The organism is Pseudomonas sp. NPDC087615 (assembly GCF_044743445.1).
GTDB lineage: Bacteria > Pseudomonadota > Gammaproteobacteria > Pseudomonadales > Pseudomonadaceae > Aquipseudomonas > Aquipseudomonas baetica_A.
This window is the reverse complement of record NZ_JBIUWM010000021.1, coordinates 70,703-91,315: the sequence shown is the minus strand read 5'-3', so window position 1 is coordinate 91,315 and position 20,613 is coordinate 70,703. Positions and strand designations below refer to the sequence as shown.

General features: G+C 57.7%; 16 protein-coding genes and 2 pseudogenes. 12 read left to right on the top strand and 6 right to left on the bottom strand.

Going from position 1 to position 20,613, the window contains the following annotated elements:
- Window positions 1-60: 60 nt before the first annotated feature.
- The 3 genes from ACIOU6_RS12970 to ACIOU6_RS12960 all read left to right on the top strand — a co-directional run bounded on the left by ACIOU6_RS12970 (window position 61) and on the right by ACIOU6_RS12960 (window position 5,613).
- Window positions 61-4,686, top strand: a complete 4,626-nt coding sequence (locus ACIOU6_RS12970; RefSeq protein WP_401136733.1) for an RHS repeat-associated core domain-containing protein — start codon at window positions 61-63, stop codon at window positions 4,684-4,686.
- The gene (locus ACIOU6_RS12965) at window positions 4,683-5,249 is read left to right on the top strand and encodes a suppressor of fused domain protein (protein ID WP_221729575.1); all 567 of its coding nucleotides are present in this window, start codon (window positions 4,683-4,685) and stop codon (window positions 5,247-5,249) included. The genes ACIOU6_RS12970 and ACIOU6_RS12965 overlap by 4 nt, the downstream gene beginning before the upstream one ends.
- A 100-nt stretch (window positions 5,250-5,349) precedes the next feature.
- Complete coding sequence (locus ACIOU6_RS12960; protein ID WP_401136731.1) at window positions 5,350-5,613, top strand: PAAR domain-containing protein; 264 nt, start codon at window positions 5,350-5,352, stop codon at window positions 5,611-5,613.
- Between the two features lie 221 nt (window positions 5,614-5,834).
- On the opposite strand, the gene ACIOU6_RS12955 is transcribed toward ACIOU6_RS12960, so the two are convergent.
- A complete protein-coding gene (locus ACIOU6_RS12955; RefSeq protein WP_221729573.1) occupies window positions 5,835-6,011 on the bottom strand; it encodes a TIGR02391 family protein in 177 nt (58 codons plus the stop codon).
- Window positions 6,012-6,083: 72 nt separating this feature from the next.
- Here ACIOU6_RS12955 and tnpB point away from each other — a divergent pair, with 72 nt between their 5' ends.
- On the top strand, window positions 6,084-6,443 hold the full coding sequence (gene tnpB / locus ACIOU6_RS12950) for an IS66 family insertion sequence element accessory protein TnpB (RefSeq protein ID WP_401136728.1): 360 nt from the start codon (window positions 6,084-6,086) through the stop codon (window positions 6,441-6,443).
- An 18-nt stretch (window positions 6,444-6,461) separates the two neighbouring features.
- Window positions 6,462-6,812, top strand: a pseudogene (locus ACIOU6_RS12945) (transposase); the annotation flags it as partial.
- A gap of 24 nt (window positions 6,813-6,836) precedes the next feature.
- Here ACIOU6_RS12945 and ACIOU6_RS12940 read toward each other — a convergent pair.
- Window positions 6,837-6,990 (bottom strand): annotated as a pseudogene (locus ACIOU6_RS12940) (vancomycin resistance protein); the annotation flags it as partial.
- A gap of 168 nt (window positions 6,991-7,158) precedes the next feature.
- On the opposite strand from ACIOU6_RS12940, the gene ACIOU6_RS12935 reads away from it, so the two are divergent.
- Entirely contained in the window at window positions 7,159-7,986 is an 828-nt protein-coding gene (locus tag ACIOU6_RS12935; RefSeq protein ID WP_401136726.1) for a glycosyltransferase family 2 protein, read from the top strand.
- 393 nt (window positions 7,987-8,379) lie between these two features.
- On the opposite strand, the gene ACIOU6_RS12930 is transcribed toward ACIOU6_RS12935, so the two are convergent.
- Genes ACIOU6_RS12930 through ACIOU6_RS12920 form a run of 3 tightly spaced genes read right to left on the bottom strand, consistent with a single transcriptional unit; the run spans window position 8,380 to window position 12,558 of the window.
- Entirely contained in the window at window positions 8,380-9,447 is a 1,068-nt protein-coding gene (locus ACIOU6_RS12930) for a lipocalin-like domain-containing protein (RefSeq protein ID WP_401136724.1), read from the bottom strand.
- On the bottom strand, window positions 9,437-11,908 hold the full coding sequence (locus ACIOU6_RS12925; RefSeq protein ID WP_401136722.1) for an FtsX-like permease family protein: 2,472 nt from the start codon (window positions 11,906-11,908) through the stop codon (window positions 9,437-9,439). The genes ACIOU6_RS12930 and ACIOU6_RS12925 overlap by 11 nt, the downstream gene beginning before the upstream one ends.
- Window positions 11,905-12,558, bottom strand: coding sequence for an ABC transporter ATP-binding protein (locus ACIOU6_RS12920; RefSeq protein ID WP_221729569.1), 654 nt, complete (start codon window positions 12,556-12,558; stop codon window positions 11,905-11,907). The genes ACIOU6_RS12925 and ACIOU6_RS12920 overlap by 4 nt, the downstream gene beginning before the upstream one ends.
- 159 nt (window positions 12,559-12,717) lie before the next feature.
- Here ACIOU6_RS12920 and ACIOU6_RS12915 point away from each other — a divergent pair, with 159 nt between their 5' ends.
- Window positions 12,718-13,659, top strand: coding sequence for a YncE family protein (locus ACIOU6_RS12915; RefSeq protein WP_221729568.1), 942 nt, complete (start codon window positions 12,718-12,720; stop codon window positions 13,657-13,659).
- 16 nt (window positions 13,660-13,675) lie between these two features.
- Here ACIOU6_RS12915 and ACIOU6_RS12910 read toward each other — a convergent pair whose 3' ends face one another.
- Window positions 13,676-15,373, bottom strand: a complete 1,698-nt coding sequence (locus ACIOU6_RS12910) for a sulfatase-like hydrolase/transferase (protein ID WP_401136718.1) — start codon at window positions 15,371-15,373, stop codon at window positions 13,676-13,678.
- Window positions 15,374-15,763: 390 nt separating this feature from the next.
- Between ACIOU6_RS12910 and ACIOU6_RS12905 the strand changes: the two genes are divergently transcribed.
- Genes ACIOU6_RS12905 through ACIOU6_RS12885 form a run of 5 tightly spaced genes read left to right on the top strand, consistent with a single transcriptional unit; the run spans window position 15,764 to window position 20,609 of the window.
- Window positions 15,764-17,116: a UDP-glucose dehydrogenase family protein gene (locus ACIOU6_RS12905; protein WP_401136715.1), complete on the top strand. Its 1,353-nt coding sequence runs from the start codon at window positions 15,764-15,766 to the stop codon at window positions 17,114-17,116.
- Window positions 17,113-18,150, top strand: a complete 1,038-nt coding sequence (locus ACIOU6_RS12900; protein WP_401136713.1) for an NAD-dependent epimerase — start codon at window positions 17,113-17,115, stop codon at window positions 18,148-18,150. Before ACIOU6_RS12905 ends, ACIOU6_RS12900 begins: the two co-directional genes overlap by 4 nt.
- A gap of 18 nt (window positions 18,151-18,168) precedes the next feature.
- Complete coding sequence (locus tag ACIOU6_RS12895) at window positions 18,169-18,915, top strand: sugar transferase (protein WP_221729564.1); 747 nt, start codon at window positions 18,169-18,171, stop codon at window positions 18,913-18,915.
- Complete coding sequence (locus tag ACIOU6_RS12890) at window positions 18,915-19,562, top strand: CpsD/CapB family tyrosine-protein kinase (protein ID WP_401136710.1); 648 nt, start codon at window positions 18,915-18,917, stop codon at window positions 19,560-19,562. The genes ACIOU6_RS12895 and ACIOU6_RS12890 overlap by 1 nt, the downstream gene beginning before the upstream one ends.
- Window positions 19,563-19,583: 21 nt before the next feature.
- Window positions 19,584-20,609 carry a polysaccharide biosynthesis/export family protein gene (locus ACIOU6_RS12885; protein WP_221729562.1) on the top strand — a complete coding sequence of 342 codons (1,026 nt, stop codon included), beginning with the start codon at window positions 19,584-19,586 and terminating at the stop codon, window positions 20,607-20,609.
- The last annotated feature ends 4 nt before the right edge of the window (window positions 20,610-20,613 follow it).

Genomic DNA, 20,613 nt, shown 5'->3' with positions numbered 1-20,613 from the left:
GCCAACGCTTCCAAAACCTTCCTTGAAAACCCCAGGCCTGTTGGCGGGTGAGATGCTGTCATGACCACTGAAATCGTAAAACGTGAACCTCAGGTCGCCATCGTTCCACTGAACGCCATCGACATCCAGGACGTTGCCAGCAGCGCAGCGACCTTCGATGCCTGGTTGCAATCGGCAAGCGGTGGCGTGGTCACCCTCGACCGGATCAAGAACGTCGCCGGTGCCTTGCCCGTGGTGGGCAACATTATGGCGCTGATCGATGCGTTGGGTGACATCGTTACCCTGTCCGACGCGCAGAAACGCGACCTGCTGGCGTGGGCTAGTCTGGGCATCAATCTGATCGGTGTTTTGCCGTTGCCACCGGCGATGGCAGCGGCGCGCATGACCCTGCGCCCGACTCTGTTTCTCGTACGTCAGGAGATGAAGGCCAGCAGCAAGATGCTGCTCAGTTCATCGGTCATCGAAGTCCTCATCGGACACTTGAACGAATCCATCATCGGTACCCTCGACGATTTCGTTGAACAAGCGAAAGGCAAGCTGCCGGGCATTCTGGCGGACGCTGGCAAGCTGGGCGAGGACGTCATCAACGAGATAGCCAAAGGCCTTGAGACGGTGGCTAATGGCAAGCTTGATGCCAAGGGCGATCTAAACGCGGCCAGCGCACAAGCTAGTGCGGCGATCGATCAATTCAAGAATGATCCCCTTGCATCGTTCGGCAACATCTTCGGCGCTGCGGCCAGCGCCTATAAAGCCGCAGGCAAAGGTCTGGCCAACAGTGCGGCTGATCACCTGCTACCCGATGAAGTGAAAAAACGGGTTGCCACGGAAACCGCAAAACTGCGTGCGATGGGCCCGGAGCTGCGCACCCAGTTGAGCAAGCTGGACGACGAGTCAGTTCAGAACTCCATCGGCTGGTTGCTGTTGATCCTGTCCAGTGCCGTCACCCTTTGGCGCAAGCGCAATGCCCATGGTCAAGGGGCCGGTGTCAAACCGGATCAGACCAGCCAGGCCAAGCGCACGGCCTCGGAAGGTGCGTTGGGAGCGACGGGCCGACAGGCTCCGGCGACTCACGCCCCTAACCCGAAAAGAAACTGTGCCTGCTCCAGCACCCGTCACAGCATTAACTTTGCTCTGGGTTCGGAAAGCCTCAGCCATACCGATTTCAGCTTGCCTGGCCCCTTTCCGATCGAATGGACGCGCACGTACAACTCCCGCCTCGATGCCTACGATCAGAGCGAAGTCGGCGCTCGCTGGATCAACGAATTCACCACGCGTTTTGACTGCGTGGACGATGGGCTGACGTTCTACGGCGCTGACGGCCGCGACCACAGCTACCCACTGCCAAAGGTCGGCTTGTTCCACTACGACGCGATCGAAAACATCACCCTGGTCCGCAACAGCGAAGATCAACTTCTGCTGTGCCGTGGTTTCGAACGCAAAGAAACCTACGTCCGCCATGGCCAGCGCTTCGTGCTGACCAATATTTCTCTGCGCAACGGCGCCGGGATCATGCTGCATTACGAGCATCGCCATGGCGAACAATCGGTGCTCTCCGACCTGATCACCTATCAGGAAAACGACATCAACAAGGTGCACCTGCACCTCGGCACGATGATCGACGACCACGGCCGACTGATAGGCCTTTGGCAAATCGTTGACGGTGCCCCACTGCGACAACTCTGTGCTTACCAGTACGACGCCTATGGCGACCTGATTCGGGCGCAGGATGAGAACGGCGCAGTCTGGTTGTATCAATACCAGCATCACCTGATTACGCGTTATACCGACCGCACCGGTCGCGGCATGAATCTGGAGTGGGACGGCCAAGGCGCCAAGGCCAAAGCCGTGCGCGAATGGGCCGACGACGGCAGCTTCGACACACGTCTGGAGTGGGACGAAAACATTCGTCTGACCTACGTCACCGACGCGCTCGGTAACGAGACCTGGCACTACTACGACATCCTTGGCTACACCTACCGAATTCGCTACGCCGACGAGCGTTCGGAATGGTTCTTCCGCGACGAGGCCAAGAACATCGTGCGCCGCGTCAATGCCGACGGCAGCACCGATCGCTATAGCTACGATGAACGCAGCAACCTGCTCGAGCACATCCGCGCCGATCACACGGTGATGCATTACGCCTACGACGATCAAGACATGCTGATCAAGATCAGTGATGCCGAGGGTGGTCAGTGGCAGCGCGCCTATGACGATCAAGGCAATCTGGTTGAAGCGCTGGATCCGCTGGGCAACAAAACCGAATATGCCTACAACAAATCCGGCCAGCCCACCGCGATCAAGGACGCCAACGGCAACGAAAAGACGTTGGACTACAACGACGCCGGGCAACTGGTCGAATACGTCGATTGCTCGGGCAAAACAAGCGCTTGGGAATACAACGAACTGGGGCAGATGATCTGCTTCACCGACGCGGCCGGGAATGCCACCGAATACGAATACAAGGCCGGCCAACTGGTGCTGATCAAGCACCCGGACAAGACCGAAGAGCGCTTTGATCGTGACGCCGAAGGTCGATTGTTGGCGCATGTCGATGGACTTGATCGTTGCACCACGTGGAGCTACAGCGCGGCTGGCTTGATCGCCGAACGTGTCGATGCCGCCGAGCAGACCCTGCGCTATCGATGGGACCGTCTCGGACGGCTAACGGCCCTGGAAAACGAAAACGAACAGCGTGCGCACTTCCACTACGACCCGGTCGGACGCCTGCTGGAAGAAAGAGGCTTCGACGGCCACACCACGCTCTATCAATACGATGCTCAAACGGGGCGGCTTGCTCAATCGATCAATGGCAAACGCATCATCTCGGTGAGCTTCGACCCGATGGGCCGATTGACCGAGCGTCGCGCCACCCTGGGCGAGCAGTCGCAAAGCGAAACCTTTGCCTATGACGGCAACGGCAACATGGTGCTGGCCGACAACGCCGACAGCCGCCTGCAATGGTTCCACGACCCGGCCGGCAATCTGCTTCGCGAGCACCAACATTACCTCGGACTGGAAAAGCCCACCGTCGCGATCTGGCAGCACGAGTACGACGTGCTCAACCAGCGTGTTGCCACCGTTCGTCCGGACGGCCACCGTGTCAGTTGGCTCACTTACGGCAGCGGCCACCTGCTGGGCATGCGTCTGGATGAGCATGAACTGATCGGCTACGAGCGCGACGACCTGCACCGCGAAATCGCCCGCCACCAAGGCAATCACCTGCTGCAAACTCAAAGCTGGGACCCGGCCGGACGCTTGCAGGAGCAACTGCTGGGACGCAGCGATGACAAAAGCATTCTGCTCAAGCGCGAATACAAATATGACGCTGCCGGCCAACTGACCGACATCAACGACAGTCGTCGCGGCCCGCTCGCCTATCGTTACGATCCCGTCGGCCGACTGCTCAGCGCCGTGACGCGTCAAGGCGTTGAAACGTTCGCCTTCGACCCGGCCGGTAACCTGCTGGATGACAAGACTGCCGAAATCCGTCGTCCACTGGATATGACGCCACCGCGCAGCAAACTGGTCGACAACCTGCTGCGCGAATACGCCGGCACTCACTACGACTACGACGAACGCGGTAATCAGATCCAGCGCTGGCACAACGGCCAACGCAGTGATCTGCGTTGGGATTTGTTTGATCGACTGGTGCATTTCGAAGATCCGCGTCTGAGCGTGGATTTCGCCTACGACGCACTGGGACGCCGCCTGCACAAAAACTCCCGCGCCCACTACAAACAGCGCCCGGAAGCCGGCTCCCTCTGGAACAGAAACGAGCACGCCCGCAAACAGCGTGAACTGGGCTGCGGTTTTACGCTTTACGGATGGGATGGCGACAACCTCGCTTGGGAAAGCAGTCTGGCGCAGGGCGATGGCGAACCGGGTCGCACGGTGCATTACATCTTTGAACCGGGAACCTTTGTTCCAGTGGCTCAAGCTGTGCGCCAGGCGCCGATCAAGCTCATGGGGCAGCCTGATTACAGCGGTGAGTACAGCCTTGATGAGGATCCCCTGTGGAATCACAAAGCCACAGCATTACCGTTTGATGCGTTGGCCTGGTATCAGTGTGATCACCTGGGAACACCGCAGGAACTGACGGATTCACAAGGCAACATGGCCTGGACCGCGCAGTTTAAGGCGTGGGGGCAGGTGACGGAGCAGCGTTCAGAATGGGCTCGGCAGCATGGTGTGACGAATCCGATACGGTTCCAGGGGCAATATCACGATCATGAGACTGGGCTGCACTACAATCGATATAGATACTATGATCCGAGGGTTGGGCGGTTTATTTCGCAGGATCCTATTGGCTTCGCGGGCGGCATTAACGTCTACCAGTATGCGCCAAACGCCAATGGCTGGATTGATCCGCTTGGATTGGTTAAAGGTACAAATGAAAAAGGCCAGGTCACGAGTCGTGGAGGATGGAGAAAGGCATCTGTAAGGGACGCATGGAATAGTGCCCTTCCCGGACCGAACGGAGGCAAAATCTGTCCTGTGTGCGAAACAGAAGTAGAAGTTGCTCCAGGAACAGGTCCGCGAGATTGGGATATGGATCACCATCCCGATCCGTGGAGCAAAAGAGATTTCCCAGACGGCGTAAGTCGAAAAGAGGTTCTCGACAATTACCAGACGGGCGTTATTCTAAAATGCCCATCCTGCAACCGTAGAGAAGGAAATCGAAAATGAGCATTATTGAACATATAGAGAAGCACTTTGGGAAAATTTACCAAGGGTGGGACTTTTCTGAAGGTTCACATTCTTATCAAGTAGTTGAGTGTCGGGATGGTAGTGTGGAAGGTGTTGTCACATTTTGTACGCTAGGCCTTTCACATGTAGGACTTAAGTCTTCGGTGTCTGCACAAGTAATACACCACGAATTGTTATTGTCTATTGATCAGAATGAGATTCCCAAGAATGCAGTCGCAATCGTAAAGCAACTTGCAGATGATGCTATTGGATCCAGTTGCGCCTTGTTGAATAATCAGTTAATACAGAGGGAGGGAGTTGTTTTTGATGATTGCTCGCTCTCTGCTGTATGGATCAAGCCTCCGGTTTTTTTTGGAGATGAATCATTTTCTTATACTGGGCCTGATACGCATGGCCTTACATTCGTTTTTGCGTGGATTGTTCCAGTGTTTGACTCGGAGCTTAAATATATTGAACAAAAAGGTGCGGATGCTTTTGAAGTGTTGCTTGAAGAAACATCGATTGATTTGTTTTCCCTAAGTAGGGATAGCTTGGTCGCTTGAATTTATAGTGCAAGCTTTCTTTGCTCCGTTTTCTGCAACGAGCTTAATTGAGTTTAGTGGGGCGTTGTGGAAAACGGATATCTGAAGGCGGGGTGATGATATGAAAGATGCTATTCGCCTAGGCGATTCCACTTCACATGGTGGTAAGGTTCTAGAAGCTTTCTCCCAAACTAATCTGAATGGAAAGCCAATTTCTGGGCTCGGTCATAAGGTCAGCTGTCCATTGTGCAAGGGCGTTTTTCCGATTGCTGAGGGCAGCAGGACCTATACTGTCGATGGCACGCCTATCGCGCTGGACGGGATGAAGACCGCCTGTGGCGCAGCCCTTATCGCTAGTGGCCCGAAAGGTGCTGTGATCAGCTAATTTTCTGAATTTCGTCTACTTTATAACTCCCGTGTTCGGCTTATCCGTTGTTCTGCTGGATAATAAATTGGACCATTAGAACTTTGGATATCCGCTTCTGTCCGTTAGCAAACTTTTGCATAGTGCAGCGTAATCTTGGCCGACCGGATACGCGCAGTGACAGACAGAGCCGCGCCTTCCTACGGCGGCGTATGAATTCAAAGTTCGGAGTGCAGGGTGTTTCAAAGTCTCGGAGGCATATGTGCTTTATCAAGGCGTCGATGAATCAGAGAGACGATTGTAAGCAAATACTCCGCATCTTCTTTGGTCATAGTCCAGTGTATTCGAGCCTCATGGGCCGCAGGGTTTCGAAACATCCCAAATGTGCCCCGAACGAAGTTCGCAAGTAACCGCTCCATGAACTACACATTCAAAGCACTTCCCTGACGCCGGATGCTGTGCTCCCGTTTTTCTCCGGAGCCAGCCCCGCCATGATGCGACCCGACGCCAAAGTCGAAAAAGTGTACCTCTACCCCAAACCCGTGGACTTGCGAAAATCCATCGATGGCCTCGCCGCTCTGGTCGAACTGGACCTCAAGGTCGCGGTGTTTGACCCGGTGCTTTTTGTCTTCCTCAACAAATCCCGCAACCGGGTGAAGATTTTGTATTGGGAGCGCAACGGCTTTTGCCTTTGGCTCAAGCGCCTCGAATCCGAGCGCTTTAAAACATCGCCCGAGGCCAGCGACCAGGCAATAGTTCTGACGGTTCAGGAACTGAACTGGCTGCTCGACGGTTTCGACCTCTGGCGCAACCGCCCTCATCAGGTTTTGACGCCGCGCTACGTGGCGTGACCCGGTATAATCCGGGCCATGATTTCTCTGCCCGATGACCTTCCTGATGATCCTGTTTTGCTCAAGCAACTGCTGCTTGAGGCACTCAGTCGCCAAGAGGAATCGGCCTAGGCTTATCAGACCCGCATCGTCGACCTGAAAGAACAGATCAAGCTGTTGCGCGACCGTCTGTTCGGGCGTAAGTCCGAGCAAACCATCGAGCCCAACACCCCACAATTGGCCTTGTTCAACGAGCCCGAAAGCGAACCCATGCCGTTGGTTGGCGACGCTGATGAAGAAGTTGTTGCCGCGACACCGCGCCGAGGCAAACGCAAGCCACTGTCGGCTGATCTGCCGCGTATCGAAGTCATCCACGAACTACCCGAACACGGTGGGGTTTATGGAGTGCTTACTCAGTTTTGAGGTGTGTTTGAGGTAGCGAAACAGCAAGGCCGGCGAGACGTGCATAGCGTTTGCGCGAGCAGTGCCAGGCAATTTGGCGGAACAGTCTTTTTTGCCACACGCGCAGCCAGTAAAGGGCCGGGTGGTAGAGGGAAAGTGGTTTCATCCGTGAGGCAACGGCGCTGGCCGTCTCTTCCTTGAAGCTTAAATGGGCGCGCAGTTTAGCCTGTAACCCACGCGAACCCGGAAATTAAGCTTCGCCTAAGGTTGCCTCGCTACCGTTGCGGCTCATGAAATCACTGTTGCCCATGAACCGCGGATGAGTCCTTCAGATATGAAAGCCATTGATTTACCAGCCCAGCCACCGGCGAACTTCAGCCTTGTCTTGGTAAATTACAAAACCCCGGACATCACCAGGATGTGCCTTGAGCTTTTGCGTGAGCACGTCAAAGAGCAACGTATTGCGGTGTGGGTGGTGGACAACGATTCGGCGGATGCAAGCTTGGATTACTTGCGTTCTTTGGACTGGATCAATCTGATCGAACGGCCTTCGCCTTGCAAAGAGGCCGGGCATATTGCGCATGGCAAGGCGCTGGATATGGCGCTGGAAAAAGTCGACAGCGATTATTTGTTTCTGCTGCACACCGATACCTTTGTCTACGACAAGGAAGTGTTTGCCATGATGATGCGCGAATGTACAAAGACGCCGGATATCGCCGCCGTCGGTTGTGTCGAGCAAATCAATCGTGGCGTGGTGAGAGATACCTGGCGTTTAACTTCGCGTTTCTGCAAGCACCATGTTCGACGCGCAAAGAAACACTTCGGCCTGTGTTCAAAAGAACCGAAGCCCTATAAAGAAACTCACCTCAAGAGTTTTTGTACGCTGTGGAATGTCCGCTTGATGAAGTCTCTGGGGCTGCACTTTTGCATGGATGACCGAGTGCCCGGTTATACGCTGCAGGACCGAATGGCAGGCTTGGGCTATGGCATCAAGTTCCTGTCGCCGCGCAAGATTTTCAGCTATCTGGATCACATTCAGGCAGGAACCGTCGCTGCGGCAGGCACCTACGGGAAAGATCACCGGCGCACGAAAATGTATCAGGCGACGCTCAAACGCTTTCAAGGGCAACACGGTAAATCCGGGATGCAAACGCCGGCCTGATTCGATGGAACAAAAAAGGGGCGACTTCAAAGTCGCCCCTTTTTTTATGTGAAATTGTATACAACTGCTCCTGCAAGGTGTTCGCCCAGTGTAATGGCCTGGCAATCCATGCACCGGTAAAGAGCCCTGACACTGGGCGAACGGGGAGGATTTTAATGGAAGTTGGCGTATATGTCGCCATGGATGATGATGAAATTTATGTACTGGAAAGTTAAGAACTGTATGTTGCCGATATTTACCGAGAAAGTTTCAACGCATACTTTTATATGATTGCGCTCCTATCTGAACCTGTACAAGAACACTTAGCCTGTAGAGCTAATACTCAACTTTCATGCTGACGGGTCACTTTTAATACATCCGTCGCTCTGCCCGATTGTCAGTTCTTCAGGAAGCTCAGTAACCCGTCATTTCCAGATAGCCTTGCCCACCCTGGTTACCGCTGATGCGCACCGGGCCTTCCCAGTAAGGAATGCGCAAGTTCATCCACGCGTTGGGGTTGAGTGCATCGAGGCGGATGTCGAGGTGTTTGTCAGGGATGCTGATCGACCATTTCACCGGCATCAAGCGGCCTGCCACGTCGGCGGTGTCTTGCGCAGTGAGTTTGATCTGTTCGGCTCGCAGGGTTTGCGTCTGACCGTCGGCGGCGATCCAGGTGCCGGTCAGGTAAGGCGCACCGTCCTTCTGACGCATGCGATAGAGCATCAGGTGTTCGCCGTTATCCAGATGCAGCGAGAACCAGTCCCAACCCGTCTGGTTGGCCGTCAGTGGCTGGCTGCTCCACTCGCGGTCTAGCCACGCCGGGCCGCTGACGGTGTAGGTTTGGCCGTCGATCTGCAAAGTGCCGCTGGCCTGAAAAAATGGCTGGCTATAGTAGTACGAGGCTTGGCCCTGTTCGGACTTTTGGCTGAAGCCCTTGTCACCTTGCAGCACCAACGGACGACTCGAAGTGAGGTGCAGTTGATAGGCGAATGACGTGTCGCGAGCACTCAGTTGCATATCGCTTAGAGGATCCGGCGCCTGACTGGCAAAGCGCCAATCGTCGATCCACGCTTCGAACGGAACCAACTGCACGCCTGCCTGCCCCACACCGCCCCGCGCATAGCGCTCGGCCGCATGATGAACAGAACCGGAAGTCACCGCGGCATGCCCCAGCCAGATGGTTTGGTTGCCCCACCCCGCTTGCTCCGGCACAGGTTTCAACGCACTGCGAAATAACGTCCATTGCACACCGAAATCATTGCCCTGCTGATCCTTGAGATTGGCCGTCACGTACCACCATTCGATGCGAAAGCCATCGTGCGCGCCATGATCGGCCGGAAAGATGAACGCTCGGCCCGGCACCACCGGCTTAAACGACTGAGCCTGATTGCCCATTCCGGCAAAACCTTTCTGTTCGGGCGCGGACTGATCACAACCGCCCAGCAGCAGTGCGACACATAGCACAAACCGCTTAATCCTCATGTGCAAACGTCCTCAGCAGATCCGCCGGTTGCGTGCGGTAAAGCGAATAGAGCGGCCAGGCCGAGGCCAGCAATGTCGCCAGCAACGCCAACCCCATCAGTTGCAGCAGTTGCCAAGGGAAGACCCGCAACGGCAGGCGCCAGCCGAAAGCCTGGACGTTGATCACCGCATCCAGACACCACGCCAGCGCGATACCCAACGGCAACGCCAAGACCAGCGTCAGCACCGCCAGCAGCCATGTTTGGCCGAGGTTGAGCAGCATCAATTGCCGTCGTGTCACGCCTAATGCCCACAGCGGTGCGAGTTGGCCGAGACGGCTTTGGCTCTGGGTCAACAGGCTGATGAACAGCGCAACGCCAGCGACCGCAAGGGTCAGGCTGTTCAACGCCGCCGTCGCCGCAAAGGTGCGTTCGAACACCTGAACCGACCAGCCCTTGAGCTGTGTCTGATCGACGATCCGACTGTCATCGAGTTGGAAGCGCGCCTGCAATGCGCTGAGCAACGGCGCAATATTCTGCGGGTCAATGCGCAGGTTGAAACGGTTCGGCATCAGCTGCGGCCAGTTGCGCAGCAGATGATTGACGTTGACCAGCAGGTGCCCTTTTGGATTGCCGTAATCGGCATAAATACCCACGATGCGCGGTGCCCATGGCCCGTTGGGTGTTGGGATCGTCAGGTGATCGCCGGGGTGGACCTTCAAGCGTCGGGCCATTTGTTCGCTGAGCATCACCGCATCATCCGTCGCCAGATGCGCCCACGGTTCACCGCCAACCGATTCGAGCAACGGCCAGTGCTGACGGTAATAGACGTCGTCGATCACCCCGAACACCTCTGCCGGCCAGCCTTGCAGCGTCACCGACACCTGCCAGTTGGGCAGTATCGCCGTGATCTGTGGCTGCTGTTTAAGCCAGTTGTGCATCTCGCGGGCCTGTGCCGGATCCGCCGGATTGATGTACAACTGCGCACTCAGACGTTGTTCGAGCCAGTCGTTGAAGGTCTGGCGAAAACCGGAGGTCATGCTACCGGCGCCGATGTTGGCGGCCAGCGCCAAAAGCAACGCCATCAGCGCCAGGCTCAGTGCCGGCAGTTGCTGTCGGCAGTCGGCGAGAAACCATTGGCCAAGCACTGAGCGACGGCGCCCGAGCAACTGATTCAATAGCGCACTGAGCAACACCGGCAAGGCCAGCGCGGCGCCGATCAGCAGCCCAACCATCAGCACAAAACCGCTGGCCAGGCTGTCGCCCCAAAGCAATGCCAGCAGCGCGATCACACCCAACACAAAAGCCAGCCAACCCTGGCGCTGCAACCAGCGCGCATATTGTTGATGCCAGGCTTGCGGATCGGCCACCGCCAACAGCGGCAAACGCGCCGCCCGTATCAGGCTGTTGGTCCCGGCCAGCAAGGCGCCGAGCAGGCTTAAGCCGATCCCGCTGAACCACCACCAAAGGCTCAGTTGCAACTGCCCTGCCACCTGCGCGCCATACAAACCGCGCAGGCTGGCGGCGACATCCGGCAGCAGCACACTGGCCAGCCAGTAACCGCTGATGACGCCAAACACGCCACCGATCAGCGCCAGCACACCGAGTTCGACGATCAGGCAGCCGATCAACATCCGCGCACTGACCCCACAGGCTCGCAAGGTACGCAGCAGGCCACGCCGTTGTTCCAGCGCAAGCCCAATGGCGGCGTGAACGATGAACAAACCAACGACGAACGAGAGAAAGCCCAAGGCATCGAGATTGAGGTGAAAACTCTCGGTCAGTCGCGCCAGATTGTTTTCCTCGCCACGGCTCTTGAGTTGCAACTGCCCCTTGAACGTGGGCGGCAACTCGCCGTGAAAATCTTTGGGCAACAACAAGCGTGACAGTTGCCCGGGTTGGTCGAGCAGGGTTTGCGCAATGCCGATGTCCACCAGCAACACGCCCGGCGCCATGTCTTTTTGCGCCAGCAAGGGTGGCAATTTCTGGCCCCCCAGGGTTTGCGGCGTGGCGCCTTCTTGCAGGTTCAACGCCTGCAAGGTTTCCGGGGAAATCCAGGTGCTGCCCGGCGGCGTGAGAAACTCGACGACCCGCTCGATCGGCATCGCCTGCCCGGCCACTGCCGAATCCGCCGGCAGCGACACCGGTTCGATCCCCATCAACTGAAGACGTTGGTTGTCGTGATCTTTGAGGCTCAAGCGGCCCTGCAACAACGGCGACACCGGCCAGCCCTGACGGCGCAGATCGATGAACCATTGCTGAGGGAATGTTGCGCCGCTCGGTGTGCTCAGACTGGCTTGCGGCTCGCCGCCAATCAACTGGCTGGCGCGCGCGTAACTGTCGCGCGCCTGACTGTTCAGCGCCTCGACGCCGGTCAGCAGGCTGGTCGCCAGCCACAACCCGGTCAGCACACTGAAAAACTGCACCGGATGCCGCCGCCAGTGACTGAGCAGCGCGCGCAGGGTTAGTTTGAAGACGATCACAGCAGACGCCCGTTGGACAACACCACACGCTGCGCCAACCGTTGCGCCACACGCGTGCTGTGGGTGACCATCAACAACGTCGTCGGCGTGTCGTCAAGCAGTTCGAGCAACAGTCGCAGCACTTCATCACTGGTGGCTTCGTCGAGGCTGCCCGTGGGTTCGTCGGCCAACAGCAATTTCGGCTGCGAGGCCAGCGCTCGGCCCAGTGCAACCCGTTGCTGCTGACCACCGGAAAGTTGCTCGGGATAACGCTTGAGCAAATCGCCCAGCCCCAGGCGTTGCACCAGATGCGCCAGCCAACGCGGTTCATGACGCCCGGCCAAACGCGCCTGAAACGCCAGATTGTCCTCGACGCGCAAACTGCCGATCAGGTTGAACTGCTGGAACACCAGACCGATTTCCGTTCGGCGCCAGTTCGCCAGTTGCGCTTCGTTCATCGCTTCAAGTCGATGCTCACCGCAGCGAATGCTGCCGCTGTCGACCTTGTCGAGGCCGGCCACCAGGTGCAGCAGGGTGCTTTTGCCACTGCCGGACTCGCCCATCAGCGCCAAGCTACTACCAGGTTCCAGCGTCAGGTCGACGCCTTGCAGCACCGGTAATGGGCCTTGGGGGGTGAGGTAACTTTTAAAGACATCCAGAACCTGAAGCATGCCGTCATCCAAAGTTTGCAAGTGGCTCTAGGATAGCGGCCGCGAGTGTTTTTTGTGTGCCGGTACCTGTCAACTCTGACAGTAGCGGAGCAAAAGGCACGGGTATCTAATAAACAGGCCGTCGAACAGAGGCAGTTGAATCCAAAAGGCCACTCCGCCATGAAGACAACAATCATGTATGAAACGCTCACTGCTCCGATCAAATGCACCTCCCAGGTCATCGAGGTCATCACCGTGGGGCGTGAACCCGGAGCCATCGCCCTGCACCCGAAACTGCCGGTTGCGTACGTGTGCAATACCGAAGGCCGCAGCCTGTCGATCATCGACCTGCACTTGCACAGGGTGAGCGCGGTGATACCGCTACCAATCCGGCCCATGGCAATCGTTATCGAAAACAGTGGTGTGACCGCATACATCACCGGCCTCGATCAACCGCTGATACTGGCCATCGATACCCGCCGCCAACGTATCCGTCAGACCATCAGCGCTGCCCAGGGACATTCGTTGGTGCTCAGCGCTGACGGCGCGCGGTTGTTTGTGCACAGCAACAGTCATGTGAACGGGCACATCCATGAAATCGATACGGCGAACGCCAAGGTCGTAGCCTGCGTCGATACCGGGCCGTTCACCAGTGGCGCGGCATTGAGTGCCGACGGTCGGTTGTACTACTGCGACTACATCCATCATGAACTGCGGTTCCTGAACACCCGCAATACCGAGACGCAGAGTGTTTTGACCCTCCCCAACTCCTTTGAGGAAGTGACGCTAAGCCCCGACAATCAGTTGGCCTACGTACCCTATCGCAACGCCGATAGCAGCACGGCGGTCATTGATCTGGGCGTAGGCAAACTGATTGACTTGATCCCGACCGCTCAGTTGCCTCACGGGTTTGTCGTCAGCGCGGACGGCCGCCTCGCCTGCTGCTGCAGTGCCGGCGAACGAACCGTCTCAATCATCGATACCGTATCGCGGCGCAGCATTCACACGTTTACGGCTGGCGAATATCCGCAAAGCCCTGTGTTCAGTCGCGACCGCCAGAAGCTGTATGTCTGTGACTCGTCAGCCGATGCGATCTGGGTGTTTGCCTTGCAAGCCGACTGAGCGTTTGCCTCGAAATCTACTGACCCGCCGCCACACTGGTCGGTGCCTGCGACGGCGTGACAATGCTACCCAGATCAATATGTTTCCACTCAGGCTTGGCCCCCAGCCGCGCGTTGAAGCGGTAGTTGAAGGTGAATTCATCCGCCGTCGGCACTGTCAACGGCTTGCCATACACCGCCTCGATCCCCGCCAGGTCGTAACCCATCAACTGCAACAGCGTCGGGAAGATGTTGTAGTGACTGGAGCGATCCTTGTTGGCTGCCAGTTGCGCCGACCAATCCAGCGTCTTCAAATCGCGGCCCTGAATCACCACCAGCGGCACCAGGCCCTCCTCCTCCACCGGATCGCCACCGCAATGCGTATTGAGCCCAGGGTTGCCACGTTCATGAAGATCCTGACCGTGATCCGAGGTATAGATCACCAGCGCATTGTTCAGATTGGCCTGGGCAAACACCCGCGCAAAAAACTCGCCGACGTTCCATAAAACCGTGTTCTTGTAGGCATTGCGATACAGCACCCAGTCATCTGGTTGACCATTGAAGCCATCGCGTTTGCCGGTGTCGGCGACTTCGGTGAACTGTCCGCGCGGCAAGGTCGGACGGTAAGCCATGAACGCATCCGGGTATTTGTCGTGCACCGGAAAATGCGCGCCGACCTTGTTGATCAGGATCAGTTCGGGCTTGTCGTCGTTGAGCAAACCGATCAACTTCGCGGCGGCCGCCATGTCGCGATCACGCACGCTGGTCTGGTCGAACTGCACAAACTCGTCAATGTCCTTTTTCTCGGCGTCGGTCATCAGGTTCTGCAAGTGGCCGCCGGTGCGCTGGGCGTCAATGTAGACCGTGCGCATCCCGGCCTTTTTTGCGTACTGCCAGATCGACGGCAGCGTAGTGTTGATGCGCATGTAGTCGGCGCGGGTGCCGCCGTAGCGCAAGGTGACGTTGGTGTCGGCGCTGCAATTGGCGATGGACGCGGCGTAACCGTAATTGAAGATGTCGACGCGCGCGTGCGGTTGTTTGAGGTTGCTGTGCACACCGAATGGCGCGTTGATGTCCAGGTAATTGCCGGAGATGCTTTCATCGATGATCAGCACGATGTCATGCCCGACGGTTTGGCCGTTACGCACCAGTGTCACCGGTTCACGCGGACCGACAGTGTTGTGCAGCGCCTCATAGGCGAACAGGTTCAGATAGGCCAACGGCGTGTACATGATCGGCAATCCCCGGGCACCCTCACCGGCTCGCAGAAACAACACCGCGCTGAGCACGATCACGCCACAGATCGGCGCCGCCACGCGCAATGCGTTGGGCACGACAAGCGAATGCCGCGGTTTGAGACCGATGCCCACCAACAACAGCAAGCCACTGAGCGCACCGTGGATGATCGCGTCGCGATACTGGTAAGCCGCTTCCTGAATGAAACCGCCGGAATACACCAGCGAGACGAAGCTGCTGTAGCTCAGGTAATCGGCCGTAACCCGGGTGTAGACATCAAAAAACACCGCCGAAACAAACATCGTTATCGCGAATAAATGCCGAATGAGCGCCTGACGAATATAAGCCGTTAGATATAACGCTAAAGTAAGCGCCAAAAACATCGCGCCAAAAAGTAGTACAGCAAAACCAACACCGATAGCATTTAACCGCTCAATGTAATATTCGGAATAAAGCAGCAGGTAAATAACTAAAAGCAGTTCTTTAAAATATCGAAACATGGCAATCCCGGTCGTACAAAACGGTACTGGGTCAATAGTTTGTCGGTCAAAATCTGACACTAGCACTCGGCCATCAAACCGCAAGAAAAGACTGACTTTTCTCTGAAGCGTCAAAAAAACGTTGACTCATTCCTGACACACTCCAGAAGCTACAAGCCTTTAATTTTAGGGCTTTCGACCGTTTATCGCTTTCTTCTCAACAGGGAAAAAGCGTCAAGGGCGCGACAACCCCAGCAATAGCAAGCACTTGATGGCCAATAGCCTGAAAAAAGCCGGGTGTTATACACGCGCAACATGTCATTTTGCTGACACGCTTTGCGCACGCTGCGCTATACCCATTTTGACAGTTCAATTCTTAAGTTCTCATTTTGTTTTTGAGAGGTGCGCATTATGGACGTGAGTGTATTTGGCACGGGCTACGTTGGTTTGATTCAAGCCGCCGCACTTGCCGATGTCGGACATCGCGTTTTATGCGTTGATATTGATCCGAACAAGATTAAACAACTGCAACAAGCGGTGCCGCCCATTAGCGAACCGGGGTTGTCGAGCACACTTGAAGAAAATATCAAGGCTGGCCGCCTGCTGTTCAGCACCCAGGCCAGCGACGCCGTCGCGCATGCCGAGTTGATCTTCATCGCCGTCGGCACGCCAGCCGATGAGGACGGCTCCGCGGACCTCACCCACGTGCTCAACGTCGCCCGGCAGATTGCGTCGCACATGGAGGCCGATCGCACCCTGATCATCAAATCCACCGTACCGGTCGGCACAGCGGATGAAGTGCTGGCCGCCGCCAACAGCGAACTGCTGCGTCGTGGCAAAAGCACCTTGACCGTACGCGTGGTCTCAAACCCCGAATTCCTCAAAGAAGGCAGCGCGCTCGCTGACTGCATGCGCCCGGACCGGATCATCATCGGCACCCACGACGACGAGGCCCGCGAGCAGATGAGCGAACTCTATGCGCCGTTCTGCCGCAACCACGAAAAACTGATGTTCATGGACAACCGCAGCGCCGAGCTGACCAAGTACGCGGCCAATGCGATGCTCGCCACCCGCATCAGCTTCATGAACGAGTTGGCCAACCTCACCGAACTGCTCGGCGCCGACATCGAAGCGGTGCGCAAAGGCATCGGCTCCGATCCGCGCATCGGCTACCACTTTATTTATCCGGGCTGCGGCTTCGGTGGCTCGTGCTTTCCCAAGGATCTGCGTGCCCTGCTGCACACCGCCGAACACAACGGCATGCCGTTGAAACTGCTGCGCAGCGTCACCGACGTTAACGACACTCAGCGGCACATTCTGTTCAGCAAACTCAAAGCGCAATTCCCACAAGGTCTGGCCGGCAAGTCCATTGCCATCTGGGGCCTGGCGTTCAAACCGAACACCGATGACATGCGCGAAGCCCCCAGCCGTTATCTGATGGACGCACTGTGGGCCGAAGGCGCCAGCGTGCAGGCCTACGATCCGGAAGCCATGTCCGAATGCCGGCGCCTTTACGGTTATCGCAACGACCTGCATCTGTGCGCCACCCGCGACGACACACTGGAAGATGCTGACGCCCTGGTGATTTGCACCGAGTGGAAAAACTTCCGCGTGGTCGATTTCGAGCTGCTGGCCAGCAAACTGCGCTCGCGGGTCGTGGTCGACGGCCGCAACCTCTATAACCCGCAACACCTGGCGGCGGCCGGCCTGCACTACAGCGGCATCGGCCTGCGCCATGTCGCCCCTGAAGGGCTGCGGCCATGAAGATTCTGGTCACCGGTGCGGCCGGGTTCATTGGTGCCCATTGCGTGTTGCGGCTGATGCGCGACGGGCATTCGGTGGTCGGCCTGGATAATTTCAACGCCTACTACGACCCGCAACTCAAGCACGACCGCGTGCAATGGGTGCGCGAGCAGGTCGGCGATTTCCAGCTCGCCACGGTTGACCTGGCCGATGCGTTGGCCATCGAAGCGCTGTTTGTCCGCGAACGTCCGCAAGGGGTGGTCCACCTCGCGGCGCAGGCCGGGGTACGTTATTCGCTGGACAATCCGCGGGCGTATCTGGACAGCAACCTCAACGGTTTCCTGAATATTCTGGAGAGCTGCCGCCACCACCCCGTCGAGCACTTGATCTACGCCTCGTCGAGTTCGGTGTACGGCGCCAACCAGCACACGCCTTACTCGGTGAAGGATGGTGTCAATCATCCGCTGTCGCTGTACGCCGCGACCAAGAAAGCCAATGAATTGATGGCCCACAGTTACAGCCACCTGTTCGGCATTCCCTGCACCGGGCTGCGCTTCTTTACCGTGTACGGCCCTTGGGGCCGCCCGGACATGTCGCCGATCCAGTTTGCCCGCGCGATCACCGAAGGCACGCCGCTGAAGCTGTTCAATTACGGCGAACATCAGCGCGACTTCACCTACATCGACGACATCGTCGAAAGCATTGCCCGCCTCACCGACCAACCACCGCTGGCCCGCCCTGAATGGGATCGCGAGCTACCCGACCCGGCCAGCAGCATGGCGCCGTGGCGGCTGTTCAACATCGGCGGGCAACACCCGGTGGAGCTGAAAACCTACCTGGCCCTGATGGAAAAACACCTCGGCCAGAAAGCCATTGTCGAGCTGCTGCCGCTACAACCGGGCGATGTGCTCAACACCTGCGCCGAGGCCAGCGACTTGGCCCAGGCCACCGGATTCCAGCCCAGGATAGAACTGGATGAAGGACTGGGGCGTTTCATCGCCTGGTTTCGCGACTACTACCCCACTGCCTGTCGCCCACGCGCCGCTCGCGGCTGAATTTATGCGGAGGACTCCATGACTGGACATGAAAAAGGTGTGCCGATCCAAGAGATGCGGCGTGACAAGCGCGTCGACCCCGAGCACCGAATGCGCCTCGATGCGGCGATCCACCGCCAAGGCCGCGGGTGGTTCACGGGGCGCGACGGCGGTCGTCCATGGCAACTGTCGCGCACCAATCGGGTGGTCGCCTGTTTCGGCGCGCTGCTGATTCTGCTGCTGATCTCCCCCGTGCTGCTGGGCCTGGCCCTGGCCATCAAGTTCACCAGTCCAGGGCCAATGATGTTCGTGCAGCAACGCACCGGCTATCGCGGCCGCAAGTTCGGCATGTACAAATTTCGCACCATGGTCGCCAACGCCGAAGAGCTGAAAGAGTCGCTGCGCCATCTCAACAAGCACGGAGCCGAAGCCATCGACTTCAAGATCGACAAGGACCCCCGCATCACCGGCATAGGCGGTTTCCTGCGGCGCACCAGCCTTGACGAGTTGCCCAACCTGATCAACGTGGTGACCGGTGACATGCGCCTGGTCGGCCCTCGTCCGACTTCGTTCAACGCCTATCGCTACAAGGACAACCACCTCGCACGTCTGGCGATCTACCCCGGCATGACCGGTCTGTGGCAGATCTCCGGACGCAGCAACATCGACTTCGACCAGCGCGTTGAGTTGGACCTCAGCTATATCGCCGAGCAAAGCCTTTTGCTTGATCTGAAGATCCTGTTGAAAACCCCCTTCAAAGTATTCAGCGGCCACGGAGCAAGCTAATGGACGGTTCAACCAACAAAAGCCTGAGCATCGCCAACCCCAGCGAATCGAACCTGACCTCGACCGTGCTGGATCTGGATCTTCGGATCCTGTTCCTGACCGCCGCCAACCCCGGTGCCGGCACCACCACCAGCGCGCTGGCGCTGGCCAGTCAACTGGCACAAATGAGCAGCGGCCAAGTGCTGCTGGTCGATGCCAGCCAGTCGGCGAGCAACCTCACCCAGCAGTTGAACCTGGGCAAGGAGCGCGGCCTGCGTGACTTGTTGTTCAACCCGGACAACCCGCCACTGTTGCAGGACTGTGTGGTGCAGGTCTCAAGCCTGCCCTTCCATGTGCTGCCCAACGGCCGGCCGATTCGCACCCTGGAACACCTGACCGCCGAGCGCCTGAGCCCGTTGCTGGACCAGTTGGGCAGCCAGTACCGCTTTGTGGTGATCGATGGCGACGCGGTGTACTCCGCCGCCGACACGCTGGTCATCAGTACTCAGGTCGATGGCGTGGTGTTCGTCGTACGCGCCGAAGACACCCGCTGGGAAGTCGCCCAAGCCGCCGTACAACGCCTGACCCAGGCCGGGGCGAAAGTGGTCGGCAGCGTGTTTAACCGGCGCAAGTACTACATGCCCAAATGGCTTTACAAAAACCTCTAAGCCAACGCGAAGGATGACGCCATGAACGCCAGAATGCTTGTCCTGCTGTTGCTGCCGCTTGCAGGTTGCTCCAGCACTTCCGAAGTCCAGACCATGCCGGTGAATATTCTCACCGCCACCCCGGCCAACGCCCAGGCCACCGACATGCCGAAGATCGAGCAGACCCTGCGCCCGCAGGATGTGCTGGACGTGATCTTCCACATCAGCACCAGCGGCTCGGACGCCTACCGCGTGCAGTCAGGTGACCAGATCGGCCTGAACTTCACCGCTGCCAGTCAGCTCAACGGCAATCAACTGGTGCTGCCCGACGGCACCATCGAACTGCCGGGCGCCAACACCTCGGTGAAAATCGCCGGGCTGACCAGTGATGAGGCCCGTCAGGAAATCCAGCGGGCCTATCAGCGCAAACAACTGTTCCAGCCCAACCGCAATCAACTGACGGTGCAGATCATCAGCCCGTTGACTAACGAGCAGAACCTGAAAAGTGCGTTGAACCACCCGGCCACCGGCATGAGCCGCGAGATCACGGTGGGCACTGACGGTTACGCAAGTTTCCCGGAGATCGGCGCCGTGCCGCTGCAAGGCATGACCGTCAATCAACTGGAAACGTTCCTTAACCAGAAATACGCACAACTGCCGGGGCGGATGACCGTGGATGTGCTGCTCAAATCCACCGCCGGCAACGAGATTTACGTGCTGGGTGAAGTCGGCCAACCGGGTTCCTACCCGATCCGTCGGCCGGTGTCGGTGCTTGAAGCGCTGACCCTGGCGCGCGGCACCAACGTCAAGGCGCGCCTGGATTCAGTGGTGATCATGCGCCGCAACGGCAATCAGGTGCAGGCCGTGCATTACGACGTGGAAAAAGCCCTGGCCGGCGACGCCTCGCAGATCGCGTATCTGCAACCGGACGACATGCTTTTCGTACCGAAAACCAAACTGGCCAGCGCCGGCGAACTCGCCCGGCAATTGGCCGACGTGGTGTTGTTCCAGGGCGTCGGGTTCAGCTTCGGCTACCGCGTCGACAATAAAAGCAGCAGCAGTAACTGACTCC